General features: G+C 64.5%; 14 protein-coding genes and 1 pseudogene. 7 read left to right on the plus strand and 8 right to left on the minus strand.

Annotated features, from left to right (window positions below; all coding sequences use genetic code 11):
- Positions 1–30 precede the first annotated feature (30 nt).
- The 5 genes from FDW84_RS18295 to FDW84_RS18315 form a co-directional block, all read right to left on the minus strand.
- A complete protein-coding gene (locus FDW84_RS18295) occupies positions 31–867 on the minus strand; it encodes an alpha/beta fold hydrolase (RefSeq protein ID WP_138610912.1) in 837 nt (278 codons plus the stop codon).
- 176 nt (positions 868–1043) lie between these two features.
- Positions 1044–1241, minus strand: a complete 198-nt coding sequence (locus tag FDW84_RS18300; RefSeq protein ID WP_138610913.1) for a hypothetical protein — start codon at positions 1239–1241, stop codon at positions 1044–1046.
- 228 nt (positions 1242–1469) lie between these two features.
- Positions 1470–2660: a fatty acid desaturase family protein gene (locus FDW84_RS18305; RefSeq protein ID WP_138610914.1), complete on the minus strand. Its 1191-nt coding sequence runs from the start codon at positions 2658–2660 to the stop codon at positions 1470–1472.
- Positions 2661–2673: 13 nt separating this feature from the next.
- A complete protein-coding gene (locus FDW84_RS18310; protein ID WP_138610915.1) occupies positions 2674–3771 on the minus strand; it encodes a ferredoxin reductase in 1098 nt (365 codons plus the stop codon).
- A 199-nt stretch (positions 3772–3970) separates the two neighbouring features.
- Positions 3971–5023: an LLM class flavin-dependent oxidoreductase gene (locus FDW84_RS18315; protein WP_138610916.1), complete on the minus strand. Its 1053-nt coding sequence runs from the start codon at positions 5021–5023 to the stop codon at positions 3971–3973.
- A gap of 100 nt (positions 5024–5123) precedes the next feature.
- Here FDW84_RS18315 and FDW84_RS18320 point away from each other — a divergent pair, with 100 nt between their 5' ends.
- The 3 genes from FDW84_RS18320 to FDW84_RS18330 are packed head-to-tail and all read left to right on the plus strand — an operon-like array spanning position 5124 to position 6259.
- On the plus strand, positions 5124–5462 hold the full coding sequence (locus FDW84_RS18320; protein ID WP_305775695.1) for a YnfA family protein: 339 nt from the start codon (positions 5124–5126) through the stop codon (positions 5460–5462).
- A gap of 53 nt (positions 5463–5515) precedes the next feature.
- Complete coding sequence (locus tag FDW84_RS18325; RefSeq protein WP_138610917.1) at positions 5516–5917, plus strand: YidH family protein; 402 nt, start codon at positions 5516–5518, stop codon at positions 5915–5917.
- A gap of 30 nt (positions 5918–5947) precedes the next feature.
- Positions 5948–6259, plus strand: a complete 312-nt coding sequence (locus tag FDW84_RS18330) for a DUF202 domain-containing protein (RefSeq protein ID WP_138610927.1) — start codon at positions 5948–5950, stop codon at positions 6257–6259.
- A gap of 31 nt (positions 6260–6290) precedes the next feature.
- On the opposite strand, the gene FDW84_RS18335 is transcribed toward FDW84_RS18330, so the two are convergent.
- Complete coding sequence (locus FDW84_RS18335; protein ID WP_138610918.1) at positions 6291–6689, minus strand: hypothetical protein; 399 nt, start codon at positions 6687–6689, stop codon at positions 6291–6293.
- Positions 6690–6745: 56 nt separating this feature from the next.
- On the opposite strand from FDW84_RS18335, the gene FDW84_RS18340 reads away from it, so the two are divergent.
- The 3 genes and pseudogenes from FDW84_RS18340 (at position 6746) to FDW84_RS18350 (ending at position 9633) form a co-directional block, all read left to right on the plus strand.
- Complete coding sequence (locus FDW84_RS18340) at positions 6746–6982, plus strand: DUF2630 family protein (protein WP_138610919.1); 237 nt, start codon at positions 6746–6748, stop codon at positions 6980–6982.
- A gap of 119 nt (positions 6983–7101) precedes the next feature.
- Positions 7102–7896: a carbon-nitrogen hydrolase family protein gene (locus tag FDW84_RS18345; RefSeq protein ID WP_138610920.1), complete on the plus strand. Its 795-nt coding sequence runs from the start codon at positions 7102–7104 to the stop codon at positions 7894–7896.
- A gap of 418 nt (positions 7897–8314) precedes the next feature.
- A pseudogene (locus FDW84_RS18350) lies at positions 8315–9633 on the plus strand (ammonium transporter).
- A 72-nt stretch (positions 9634–9705) separates the two neighbouring features.
- On the opposite strand, the gene FDW84_RS18355 reads toward FDW84_RS18350, so the two are convergent.
- Positions 9706–10320, minus strand: a complete 615-nt coding sequence (locus FDW84_RS18355; RefSeq protein WP_138610921.1) for a PadR family transcriptional regulator — start codon at positions 10318–10320, stop codon at positions 9706–9708.
- 177 nt (positions 10321–10497) lie between these two features.
- Between FDW84_RS18355 and FDW84_RS18360 the strand changes: the two genes are divergently transcribed.
- Positions 10498–12663, plus strand: a complete 2166-nt coding sequence (locus tag FDW84_RS18360) for a transglycosylase domain-containing protein (RefSeq protein WP_138610922.1) — start codon at positions 10498–10500, stop codon at positions 12661–12663.
- An 83-nt stretch (positions 12664–12746) separates the two neighbouring features.
- Here FDW84_RS18360 and FDW84_RS18365 read toward each other — a convergent pair.
- Positions 12747–13421: HNH endonuclease (locus FDW84_RS18365; RefSeq protein ID WP_138610923.1), on the minus strand; the 675-nt coding region annotated here is incomplete at its 5' end.

The following is a 13421-nucleotide window of genomic DNA, read 5'->3' on the forward strand; positions in this document are numbered from 1 at the left end:
CCGTCGTCGGAAGTCCCTCGCGTTTGTGCCTTACCTCCCGAGGAAGCGCAGCAGTGCTTCGTTGACCTCTTCCGCGTGGGTCCACAACAGGCCGTGCGGGGCGCCCTCGACCTCCACGTACTCAGCGCTCGGGAGCGCCTTGGCGAACAGCCGGCCGGTTGATTCGATGGGCAGGATGTTGTCCGCAGTGCCGTGAAGAATCAGGGCGGGGACGTCAATCTTGGGGATGTCCTGGCGGAAGTCCGTAAGCCAGGTGGGTTGGGCGGCAACGGACGCCGTGGCCCCGGCCCCGGCGGCGAGGTTCCAGCTGGCGTTCACGGCCTCCTGGCTGAGGCGGGGCGTGCCTAAGAAAGTGCCCGAGTTGTAGAAGTTCTTGAAGAACTCCGTGAAAAAGGCGTACCGGTCCGCCGTAACAGCTTTCACCAGTCCATCAAAGACTTCTTGCGGGACGCCATCGGGATTGTCATCCGTCTTAAGCAGGAACGGTTCAAGGGAACCGAGGAAGGCTGCCCGTGCCACCCGTGCGGAGCCATAGGTGCCAAGGTAGCGGCCCACCTCACCGGTGCCCATGGAAAAGCCCACCAGCACGGCGTCTTGGAGGTCCAGCGTGGTCAGCACAGTGTTGAGGTCCGCGGCGAAGGTGTCGTAATCGTAGCCCTCGGTGGTCTTGCTCGACTTCCCAAAGCCGCGGCGGTCGTAGGTGATGACCCGGTAACCGGCATCAAGGAGCGCGGCAGTCTGCTTCTCCCAGGAGGAGCCGTCCAAAGGGTAGCCGTGGATCAGCACAACGGGCTGGCCCGAGCCGTGGTCCTCGTAGTAGAGCTCAATGTCAGTGCTGTTTTCAGTTCCAACGGTAATGAAAGCCATGGCGGACAGATTCCTTTCGAGGCTGGAGCATCGGAGCGGGCAGACATGTGCCATGCCCGCGCAGTACCTACTCTAGGGCCGTCCCGCGTTCCGTCCACCCTGCTCAGTCTCGAGGGCGGGACGCAAAAGTGGCTTGGCCTCATCAGTGCAGGGCATGGGCCACTGCCGCTGTGAAGCTACTGGGATGGCTGCGGCAGCTCGCAGGTAATCTGCGGATTGGCACCCATGTAATTCAGGGGGCCGGCGATGATGGTGATAGCAACCGTTCCCGCCTGTGCACAATTACCTGGCGCTGCCCCAAAGTAGCCCCGCTGCCAGGCAGCCACGCCGCCGATGATCAACCAGATGACAACAAGTGCTCCGAGAATCCGCATGTGTCCTCCGTTGGCCGCTCGGCTGTGGGTTCAATTATGCGACGGCGGCCACGGCAAGTGCGAGAGGGATCGCCAAAGAGCCGCGGGAGGTGATAGAGCGTCCGCGAAAAACGCGCGTTAAGTGAGAGAGCGTCCCAGGTGGCGGGACGGCGGCGGACAGAAAAAGCACCTCCGGTTCCGGAAGGCTTTCCGGCACCGGAGGTGCTTTTGTTGTCCTGGTGTGGTGAGTCAGGCCTTGGCAGTCTTGCCCGGCAGGGCCAGTTTGAAGACTTTCGCCCATGCCGAGCCAACCTGCTTCGGAAGTGGCCCGGTGGTGTACTTCAAGCCGTAGCGCTGGCAAATCTCACGGACCCTGGGCGCCACTTCGGAGTACCGGTTGGACGGCAGGTCCGGGAAGAGGTGGTGCTCGATCTGGTGCGACAGGTTGCCGGTCATGATATGCATGAACTTGGAACCGGAGATGTTGGCGGAGCCAATCATCTGGCGTACGTACCAGTCGCCGCGGGTCTCTCCGTCCACCATCTCCTCGGTGAAGGTATCCGTACCCTCAGGGAAGTGTCCGCAGAAGATGACCGAGTGGGCCCAGACGTTGCGGATGGCGTTGGCGGCAAGTGTGCCCAGCAGTGCATGCTTGGCCGAGCCGGTGAGCATGGCCACCGCCGGGGTGGCGGCGTAGTCCTTGGTGAACTGGGTGACCACTTTCTTGCCCAGCGCCTTCAGGTCCTTGAGCAGTGCCTCCTTGGACTTTTTGCCTTCCTTGTACTCGGTCAGCTCGAGGTCGTAGACGGCAATGCCCCACTCGAACACCGGCGCCAGGATCGCGTTGAAGAGCGGGTTTGCCAGGTTAATCGGCTTCCACGGCTGTTCCTCGTCCATGCGCAGGAGGTTGTATCCGACGTCGTTGTCCTTGCCCACCACGTTGGTCCAGCGGTGGTGGAGATCGTTGTGGGTGTGCTGCCAGGAGCGGGACGGGGTGACGAAGTCCCATTCCCATGTGGTGGAGTGGATGTCCGGGTCCCGCATCCAGTCCCATTGGCCGTGCAGGATGTTGTGGCCGAGCTCCATGTTTTCCAGGATCTTGGCAAGGCTCAGCAAGGTGGTGCCGGTGACCCAGGCAGCCTTGTTCTTGCCCACCAGCAGCGCAGCCCGGCCCGAGAGCTCCAGCCCGCGCTGGATTTTGATCATCCGCCGGATGTAGGCAGCATCTTCCGCGCCGCGCTTGGCCAGGATCTCGTCACGGATTGCATCCAGTTCACGGCCAAGCTCCGCCACCTGCTCGTCGGTGAGGTGTGCCGCCGCGGGCGGCCTGACGGTGGGGCTTCCGGACTCTGCGAGCTTTCCGGGGCGTGACCGGGCCCCTCCGGCAGCGCTGCCTTTGGTGGATGCGGGAGTGGCCTTGCTGGGTGAGATTACAGACATACCGTGGTGCTCCTCAGATTTCGAGGTTGACGGGTCCGGCGGCTGCCGAGACACACGTTTGGATCAGTTGGCCGGGTTCGCCATGGACTTCCCCGGTTCGGAGGTCGCGGACCTGTCCTGACAGGAGCGGTGTGAGGCAGCTGTGGCAGATGCCCATCCGGCATCCGCTGGGCATAAGCACCCCGGCGTCCTCTCCGACATCAAGGATTGGGGTATCCCCGTCGGCTTCCACTTCGCGGTCCGACGCCTCGAAGGTGACCAGGCCGCCGTCGTGCCCGACGCCGCCTTCGAAGGTGGTGTTGAAGCGTTCGATCATGAGGTTGCCGGCAGTACCGGCCACGGCCACCTCTGAGCCAGGGGCCGCTGCTGTGAGGGCGGCGCGCTTCCACAGGGCCTCGGCATCGTCCAGGAAGCTGTCCGGGCCGCAGGCGTAGGCGGCGCGTTCCTTCCAGTCCGGGCAGATCTCGTCCAGCTGGTCGGTGCTGGTCAGGTCCATCCGGCCCTGCTCCCCCGTGTACCAGTGGGCGAGGCGGAAGTTGGGGAACTGGTCGGCAAGCTCGGCAAGTTCCTCGCGGAAGAGGCTGTCACCGGGGGTCCTGGCTGAGTGCACCAGTACGACGTCGGCATCCGGACGCCGCGGGACAAGCGTGCGGATCATGGACATCACCGGTGTGATGCCACTGCCGGCGGTGACCATCAGGAGTGGCCGCGGATGCTCGGGGAGAACGAAGTCGCCCTGGGGCGGGGCCAGGAACAGGACGTCGCCGGGCTTGGTGCTGCGGACCAAGGTGCCGGAGACGGCGCCCACGTCAGTGACGGTGATGGCGGGGTCCTTGCCGGCGGGGGCGCTGAGCGAGTAGGAGCGCCAGTGGCGGACGCCGTTAAGCTCTACGCCGATGCGCGCCCACTGGCCTGCCAAGTGGGAGTGCCAGCCCCGTCCGGGCCGGAAGAAGATGGTGGCCGACTGGGCCGTCTCCTGAACCACGCGGGTGACCACGCCGCGAAGTTGCCGCGCGGAGTAGACCGGGTTGAACAGCGCAAGGATGTCCTCCGGCGCCAAGGGCGTGGTTAGTACAGAGGCCGCCTGGGCCAGCTGGCGTAGCCGGATCATGCGATACAGCCTAGAGCGGCGCGAGCCATATTTCTCTCTCTCCGTCATATGACCGTTCCGCAGTCACGCTAAGTGGTGGCGCTAAGCCCCCAAGCCGCACTTAAAGAGTAACGGCTGGAAACTGCGGATGGTTCCCGGCACTTCAGTAAGCCTGCTTATTATATCGTGGAAATCCGCATGGGGGGAGAATATTTACGCCCTACCCCGGAGTGTTACCGCTGGTCAGATGCGGCGCCCATCCCAGTACGGGCGCGATGTGCCGCGCCACGTTGCCCAGCAGCTTGGCATTGAAGTCCACGCCCAACTGGTTGGGAACGGTAAGCAGCAGGGTGTCCGCGGACTGGACGGCCGAGTCGGCAGCGAGCTCTTCGGCCAGCACGTCCGGGGGTCCCACGTAGCTCTTCCCGAACCTGGCAGTCAGCCCGTCGATCACGCCCACCTGGTCCCGGCTGTCGCGCAGCGCGCTGCCGGCAAAGTAGCGGCTGTCCTCCGCGTCCGTGATCGGGAGCACGCTGCGGCTAACCGAAACCCGCGGTGTATGCGCGTGGCCAGCGGCCTGCCAGGTGTCCCGGAACAACTGGATCTGCTCGGCCTGCAATTCGTGGAAGGGTACGCCCGTATCCTCGGTGAGCAGGGTTGAACTCATGAGGTTCATGCCCAGCTCCGCTGCCCAGACGGCGGTCTTGCGGGTCCCGGCACCCCACCAGATCCGCTCGGCGAGGCCCGGAGACTGTGGCTGGACCGGCAAAAGCCCAGTGGCTCCGCCGGCGTACCGGGGATCCGCTTCCGCCACTCCAGCACCGGTGATCGCCTTCCGGAAGAGGGCTGTGTGGCGGCGGGCCATATCAGCGTCGGTCTCCCCCGGCCCGGGCACATACCCAAATGCTGCAGCGCCGTGGCGTGCAGGCTCGGGTGATCCCCGGCTGATGCCCAACTGGAGGCGGCCGCTGCTGATCAGGTCCGTGGCTGCAGCCTCCTCTGCGAGGTACAGCGGGTTTTCGTAACGCATGTCAATAACGCCGGTTCCGATCTCAATCCTGCTGGTTCGGGCGGCTATGGCGGAGAGAAGAGGGAACGGCGAGGCCTGCTGCCGGGCGAAGTGATGGACGCGGAAAAATGCGCCGTCGAGCCCAAGCTCCTCCACGGCCACTGAAAGGTCAATGGCCTGGAGCAGGGCATCACCGGCGGTCCTGGTTTGCGAGCCGTGGCCGGGACCCCAATGGCCGAATGAGAGAAATCCGATGCGCTCCATACTTGCCCCAACCCGCTTGCGGCTGCCGGCATTCCCGGCCAGGCCAGCCGGAGTAGTTCCGGCTGGCATGATGACTGGCGTGGGTATTCCTGATGAGGCAGTGGGCATCTCCAAGACGATCGTGCTTTTTGCGCTGGCCGCGGCTGCCGAGATAGGCGGCGCTTGGCTGGTGTGGCAATCCGTGCGCGAAGGCAAGGACTGGTGGTGGGCTGGCCTGGGTGTGGTCGCCCTGGGCGCGTACGGTTTCGTGGCCACCCTCCAGCCCGATGCACACTTCGGGCGGATTCTGGCCGCGTACGGCGGGGTGTTCGTGGCCGGTTCCCTGGCATGGGGCATGGCGTTCGACGGCTTCCGGCCCGACCGCTGGGATGTCGCAGGTTCGCTGATCTGCCTGCTGGGGGTGGCCGTGATCATGTTCGCCCCTCGAAGCGGAGGATGAGCGCGCCCCTGGGCGGAAGCGCCCTGCCCGGGCGAACCGCCTAGACTGGCACCGTGACCAACAGCGAGATACCGGGCGGCGCGGTCCCGCCGTCGCGCGGGAAAATCGCCGAGCGCCTGCTGCCGGGCGGAGAAGAGCCGGACCCGCGGTTCACGTTGGCCAATGAGCGCACGTTCCTTGCCTGGATCCGCACCTCCCTCGCGCTGCTGGCCGGAGGCATCGCCATCGAAGCCTTCACCGCTGACCTCTTCCTGGAGGCCGTCCGCAAGGGACTGGCGGTGGTTCTGCTCCTGCTGGGCATGCTGCTGAGTGCAGGCTCCGCTGTGCGGTGGCTCCGGGTGGAACGGAGCATGCGCAAGAAAGCACCGCTTCCACTGCCGCTCATTGTGCCGCTGCTGGCGGCGGCAGGCGCGCTGGCAGCCGCCGTCGTGCTGGTTTTTATCCTCTGGCGCTGATTGGTGGCACCTTCCCGCGGTCCGGCCGCGATGCACGGGGACCCTGGCTTGCAACCCGAACGGACAACGCTTGCCTGGGGCAGGACCATGCTGGCACTGGTGACCGTCAGCGCGATCTTCCTGCGCTGGCTACCGCAGCACGGCCTTCCCATCCTGCTGCTTTTCGCAGTGTCGGCCGGCGCGGCAGCGGCCATCTACTTCACCCAACGCCGGCGCTACAGAGCCAGGTCGCGCGGTATCCGTAAAGAGAATGTCGACGCCGACATCACCGCTGTCCTGTGGACGGCCTTCGCGGGGGTGGTGCTGGGAGGGCTCGGCGTCGGGATTGTCCTCGCCGGCTGACGGGCAGCTTCCGCCGGGACTGTCAGCCCGCTCAAAACATCGGCAGGACAAAACCGGCCAGCAGGGCCGCCGCCCCGATGCCCGTGAGCCAGCGGCCCAAAATAGACGCCGTCCGGCCTTCCTCTTCCGGTTCGGCAGTCTGCCACTGGGTGGGACGCTTGGGATGGTAGTAGATGGGGAGCGTGTCGCCCACCGCAAAATCCTTAATGTCATGGGGCGACATGGGTGCATGATGCACCTGGTATTTACGGTCAAACCACCGGAATCCCACTCCCGTAGTGTCGGAATACACCACGCCCTCGGCCACAGCCCAGGGGTGCACATAGCGCCGCAGGTACCCTGTGTAGAACAGGAGTCCAAGCCCGGCGGGCAGGCACAACCAGGTCAGCATTTCCAGGATTGGACCTGCCATATCAAGCGCAGTGGGCATGATTCTGATGGTACAGGCGTAGGCTGGGGAGACCTGTCCGCGAGTAAGGGGAGATCATGAACGACCAGGATATTTTGGCGCGCATCCAGGCCCTCGTTGAGGAGGAGCATACCCTCCGTGACGGATCCGGGGATGGGCAGGCGCCGGACCACGCGCGGCTCAAGCAGGTGGAAGAGAACCTGGACCAGTGTTGGGACCTGCTGCGCCAGCGCCGGGCCAAGGCGGATTCCGGGGAGAACCCCAACGACGCCGAAGCCCGGCCCGTCAGTGAGGTCGAGGGCTACAAGCAGTAGCTGTCTTCTTCTGGCCCTGCCTCCACTAGCTTGCACTGCCGGGCAGTACACTGGCGCCTGATCATGATCGGCCTGCGCCTGGTAGCTGCGCCGCTTCACACGGAAGATTGGAGCCGTCCATGCGTCTGGCAGTCGCACAAATCATTAGCAGTGCCGACCCGGCAGCAAACCTGGAGCTGATCCGCGACTACGCCACGCGGGCCAAGGCCGCCGGCGCGGAGCTGGTGGTGTTTCCCGAGGCTGCCATGCGGGCCTTCGGCCATTCCCTCAAGGACATCGCAGAACCGCTGGACGGTCCGTGGGCAGAAAAAGTCCGAGCCCTGTCCCGGGAGCTGGGAGTTGTGATCGTCGCTGGAATGTTCACTCCGGGGACGGACGGCCGGGTCCGCAATACGCTCCTGGTTACCGGCCCCGGGGTGGACAGCTCCTATGACAAGGTCCACCTTTTCGATGCTTTTGGCTTCACCGAATCCAAGACCGTTGAGGCGGGCGAGAATCCTGTCACTTTCGAAGTTGACGGCACAGTTTTTGGCCTGGCCACCTGCTACGACGTCCGCTTTCCCGCACTCTTCGCCGCCAACGCGCGGGCGGGTGCGCAGGTAAACATAGTCTGCGCTTCCTGGGGAGCCGGCGAAGGCAAGGCGGAGCAGTGGGACCTCCTGGTCCGCGCACGGGCACTGGACAGCACCACTTTCGTGGTGGCCTGCGGGCAGGGTGATCCGGAAACCATTGGTGCAGGTCCGGCCGGCACCGCCCCCACCGGCGTCGGCCACAGCGCCGTCATCACGCCCCTTGGCACCCCGCTGGCCGCGCTGGGCGGGAAGCCGGAGCTCGCCGTCGTGGACATCGATCCCTCGGTGGTGGACGAGGTGCGGGCCAAGCTGCCGGTGCTGACCAACGCCCGGCAGTTCTGACTTCCTGGGCGATGCCCCGCTGGGCGTCCCGGACTATGGCAACTGAGGCGAAACGGCGCGCCGTCGTCGTTTTGGAAAGAACTTCCCAGCCCCAAAGCGGTGAGACTCCAGTTACGCTGCCGTAATCACTGCTTACAAGCGGACGACGGCGGCTCCTCACCGTCCCCGTTCGGGTCCGCCGCTGTATGACGGTGCCTTTGCCCACTTACGGCCCGGTGCCAATCACCTCCGTGTGAGATCCCTTTACACGGCCGAAACATGCCGGACACGTCCACTTCACACACCCGCTTGTTTTGTAACGCGCGCGCAACTTTCCGGCGCGTTTCCCGAAACACGGAGCACGAAAGATGGATCCCGGGGAAACGCGAGGGCCGGCAAAGAGCGCCCCGCTTGAGGTGCAATTCGAAAGGGCCCGCCGGTGGAAATCACTGCCCAACATGTCTGGCTGATGGTTTCAGCCGCGATGGTACTGCTGATGACTCCCGGACTGGGGCTCTTCTACGGCGGCATGACCCGCGCCAAAGCCGCCCTGAACATGATCATGATGAGCTTCATCTCCGCAGGGATCGTGGGCGTGGTGTGGGTCCTGTGGGGCTACTCCATGACCACCGGCGAGGGCGTGCTTGGCATCTTCGGCAACCCCTTCGCCAGCTTCGGCTTCCAGAACCTGATGGGCTCGCCGGACCTGATCAAAGCAGGTTACAGCGCCACCTTTGCCATCATCACGGTGGCGCTGATCAGCGGAGCCATTGCGGACCGCGCCAAGTTCGGTGCGTGGGCCCTGTTCGTCCCGCTGTGGATCACAGTGGTGTACTGCCCGCTCGCCTACAGGGTCTGGGGCGGCGGCCTGATGAGCGCGGATGGAGCGGTCACTGCGATTTTCGGCCAAGTCATAGACTTCGCCGGTGGTGCGGTGGTGGAAATCAGTTCGGGCACCGCTGCACTGGTCCTGGCTTTGATCGTGGGCCAGCGGCACGGCTTCGCGAAGGACCCCAACCACCGGCCGCACAACGTCCCCTTCATCATGCTGGGCGCAGCGATTTTGTGGTTCGGCTGGTTCGGCTTCAACGGGGGCGCGGCCACCACCGCCGAGCAGGCCGGCCTGATCTGGGTGAACACGCTGGTTACGCCGGCGGCTGCCATGCTCAGCTGGCTGGTCACCGAGAAGGTCCGCCATGGGCACCCGACGTCTCTGGGGGCCGCATCAGGTGTGGTGGCAGGTCTCGTCGCTATCACTCCGTCCTGTGCAACATCAGCCCTGTGGCCGCAATCGGCCTGGGCCTGGCAGCAGGAGCCGCCTGCGCCGTCTTCGTTGACCTCAAATACCGCTTCGGTCTCGACGATTCCCTCGACGTGGTGGGCGTCCACCTGGGGGCCGGACTCATCGGAACCCTTGCGCTGGGTTTCATCGCCCTCCCGGTGGACGGGCAGGGCGGCGGCCTCCTTTACGGCGGCGGCGTTCAGCAGCTGGTCGCCCAGTCCGCCGCCGTGGTCATCACCGTGCTGCTGTCCGGCGTCGGGACCCTGGTGATTGGCCAGGGCATCAACAGGACCATCGGCTTCCGCGTCAGCGGGGAGGCGGAAAATGCCGGTGTGGATTTGTCCGAACATGCCGAGAGTGCCTACGCGTTCGGGGAGATGGGGGCTGACTTCAACCCGCTGCCCCACGCTCCCAAGCCTTGCCCGGCCAGCACAGGAACCACTGCCCGGCAGAGCAGGGAAGATTCCTTCGCCTGACCCGGCTGCCAGGCGCGCAGTATTTGCCTGGCCGGCAAGCTTCCGCTGGGGCGAAAGCTTTAGTCGGAAGCTTTAGTCAGCCAGAATCTTGTACAGGGCACGGCGCGTCTCATCCAGCTTTTCGATGGCGGCGGCCCGCTGCTCTTCCGTAACGCCGCTGCGGAACTGATGGACGGCGCCCATCAGTTTTCCGAGGCTCTGGTGGAACTCACGGTCTGAGCTGTCCGGCGCCGAATTCCACGCATTCTCCATCTCTTCCCCGTGCTCGGCCACATAGGCCCGACCCGCATCAGTAAGCGCAAACTCCGTCCCGCGCCCTTCACTCAGCGCCGAGATCAGGCCTTCGTCAACCAGTTGCTGCAGGGTCGGGTAAATGGAACCAGGGCTTGGCCGCCAGGCACCGTCCGTTTTGGCGGCAATCGTCTTGATCAATCCGTAACCATTTGACGGGGCTTCACCCAGGAGCGAGAGGATCGCGGCGCGGACGTCACCCCGGTTTGCCCTGCGGGGGCCGCGGCCTAATCCGGGGCCGAAGCCAGGGCCAAAACCGGGTCCAAAGGCCGGACCAAACCCAGGGCCAAATCCACCACCTCGGTGTCCATGCGGCCCCCTGCGGCCCCTCCTCCGTTCAAACCGCCCACTGCTGAAATCCGGGCCGGGAAATGCATCTTCAGGTATGCCCTTCATCGTGGCATCTTCCTTTCGTGTTGCTGTTTCACTGAGCTCCTCAGCGATACCTAACGATATGTCGTTAAGTATCGCCGGTCAATCGGGAGTTTGTAATCAAATCCTGATCTTCCTGGGCCCGAATCGGCGTCCTGACCGGCGTATTCTTTTGGCACCTTCTAGCTCGAGGGCTGAGAAATGGTCAAAAAGAAGAAGCGCAGGCGCCGTCCGGGTTCCCCCCTGGGAAAGTTGCTGGGATTCCTGGCAGCAAGCGTGATGTGCGGCGTTCTGGCAGCGAGCCTGGTGGTTCCGGCGGTTGCTGCAGCAGGATTCGGCGTCTCCACGTCCATCGACTACTTCGAAAGGCTGCCGGAGGAACTGACTGTCCAGCCGCCGTCGCAATCCACGAAGGTCCTTACCGCCGATGGCCAGCCCATCGCAACCTTTTATGCCGAAAACCGCGTCCCGATCCCGCTTGACCAGATGTCTCCCCACATCAAGGACGCCGTCATCGCCATCGAGGACAGCAGGTTCTACGAGCATGCCGGTGTCGACCCCCAAGGCATTGTCCGCGCCCTGATTACGAACCTGACCCAAGGCGACCAGCAGGGCGCTTCCACCATCACCCAGCAGTACGTCACCAATGTCCTCAACGAGGCGCGACTCTCGCAGGACCGGCCGGAAGAGGTGATCCTCAGCGGACAGAAAGACGTTGGCGACAAACTGCGGGAGATGAAACTGGCGATCTCCCTTGAGAAGAAGTTCAGCAAGGACCAAATTCTCGAGGGCTACCTGAACATCGTCTTCTTCAACAGCGACGCCTATGGTGTGGAGGCGGCGGCACGCTACTTCTTCGCCACCACTTCCAAGGACCTCACGCTACCCCAGGCAGCACTGCTGGCCGGACTCGTCAACAGCCCCACGTTCTACAACCCGGCGATAAACCCGGACAACTCCATTACCCGCCGCAATCAGGTGCTGGGTGAAATGCTCCGCCTCGGCAAGATCACGCAGGCGCAGCATGACGAGGCCGTGGCCACGCCAATCGACCTCAAGATCAGCCCGGAACGGCAGGGCTGCGCAAACGCCGCGATGGCTCCCTACTTCTGTGACTACATATCGCAGCTCATCCTCAACAACCCCGCTTACGGCCCCACCCCCGAGGAACGCCAGCGCAAGCTGTACCGCGGGGGTCTCACGATCGTCACCACACTGGACAGCAGGCTGCAGGCCGCGGCTCAAGCACAGGTGGACGGCACGGCCGGGCCCAACCCGGACCGCTGGGGGGCCGCCCTGGTGACGGTTCAACCGGGCACCGGCAAGATCCTGGCGATGGCCCAGAACACGGTGTTCCTGCCGGAACCGGGCAAATTCGATACCCACCTGAACTTCAACGTGGACGCGAAGGACCCGCAGGGCAATAACCTCAACGGTGCCGGCGGTTTCCAACCCGGATCCACCATGAAGCCGTTCACGTTCGCGCAGTGGCTGAACGAGGGGAAGCACCTTACCGCCGAAGTGGACGCGTCCCGGCGTGTTTATCCACTGGACTTCCCGTGGCGATCCAGCTGCGGAAAGGTACTGGGTGCCTACAGCACGGCCCAGGCCAACCCGGCCATGGGCGCCGCGGATGACCTCCAGAACGCTGAAGAGGGCTTCTATCGGAAGATGCCCATCAATTACGGGCTGTACAACTCCATCAACACGGCCACGTTCGCCTCCGCAACCCAGCTGGACTTTTGCGGGATCCAGAAGATGGTGGACGCTGTAGGCCTGCACAGCGGGCTTGATGGCTCCCCGATCAACATGCATCAGCTGGGCAACCTTTTGGGTGCTATCGGGGTGGCCCCCCTCCACATGGCCAACGCTTTCGCCACTTTCGCCAATGACGGCCGCTACTGCACACCAATCGCACTCCAAGAGGTCAAGGATGCAGCCGGCGGCAATCTCCCTGCCCAGCCGGTTGAGTGCCGGGACGCCGTGAAGCCGGACGTGGCGCGCGGTGTCAACAACGTGCTGCAGGATGTGCTCGTCAAGGGCTCAGGCGTCTGGATCAATCCCAAGACCCATGACAAGTTTCCTGTGGCAGCCAAAACCGGAACCTCGAACAATAATGGGTCAACCTGGATTGTTGGCTACACCACCGGCCTCGCCACCGCGTCCTTCTTCGGCGACGCCCTTGAGGGACAGAAGCGTGCCGGGCAGAACGTCACCATCAACGGAACCCACTACCCCCGCCTTGACGGTTGGATGCTCGCAGGGCCCCAGTGGGCCAACTACATGATCAATGTGGCGCCGCTCTACCCCACCGCCCCGTTCCCTCCGCCTCCACCATCCATGATCGGGCCGAACCCCAACCCCTGAACCGTGCGGGGCGCCGCCGTAACCCTGCCCAACGGGGCAGGCGCAGGGCAGTGAGGCAGTCCGGCGGTGAGGCAGCGTTCCACTTAAGGAGGTCCCGCCCGGCCCAGCACCTGCACGGCAGGCTTTTTTGCAGCCTCCAGGTGCCGGGGTGCCTCCTTGCCGTTGCCGGGGGCGTTATGACGCCGTAAAGCCAGCGCGCCTTGCACATTCCGTTTGGTGCCGGGAAGGGGCGGGGCGGTGGAACGGTAGGTGTGGCCTGTGGGGGTCTGGAGCTGGACCGTGTGTCTGGCTCCCGGGACCGGCAGTGCCTGCCAGCCTGGCACTTCTTTGGTGTGGTTGCAGGCTTCGCAGAGGCCTTGGCCGTTGGCTGCGGTGGTTGGGCCGTCGTTGTGCCAGGGGATGATGTGGTCGTGGTGCCGGATGGGCGCGTCGCAGTAGGGGGTGCGGCAGGTGTCGTCACGGATTTGCAGGAACCGGCGGAGTCCTGGTGGGAAGAGCCGGGCCTTGGAGTCCATCGCGAGGAGTTCGCCGGTGCCGGGGGCGGTGTAGAGCCGGCGCAGCCAGGTGGTGAGGTCGCCGCTGTTCCCGGGGTCCGCTGCAGACCCGTTGGTCTTCGTCGCGCCTTCAGCAGCTGGCGGTCCTTCGAGCACTGCTGTCCTGGCCCATTGGGCGGGCACGATCCCGTACCCGGTGAGCCGGGCAGGTTCGCTGTCGCCCTGGAAGAGGGTCCGGTCCGTCATGACGAGCTGGACCTCGAC

Origin of the sequence: Pseudarthrobacter sp. NamE5, assembly GCF_005796225.1 — a bacterium.
Lineage (GTDB): Bacteria > Actinomycetota > Actinomycetes > Actinomycetales > Micrococcaceae > Arthrobacter.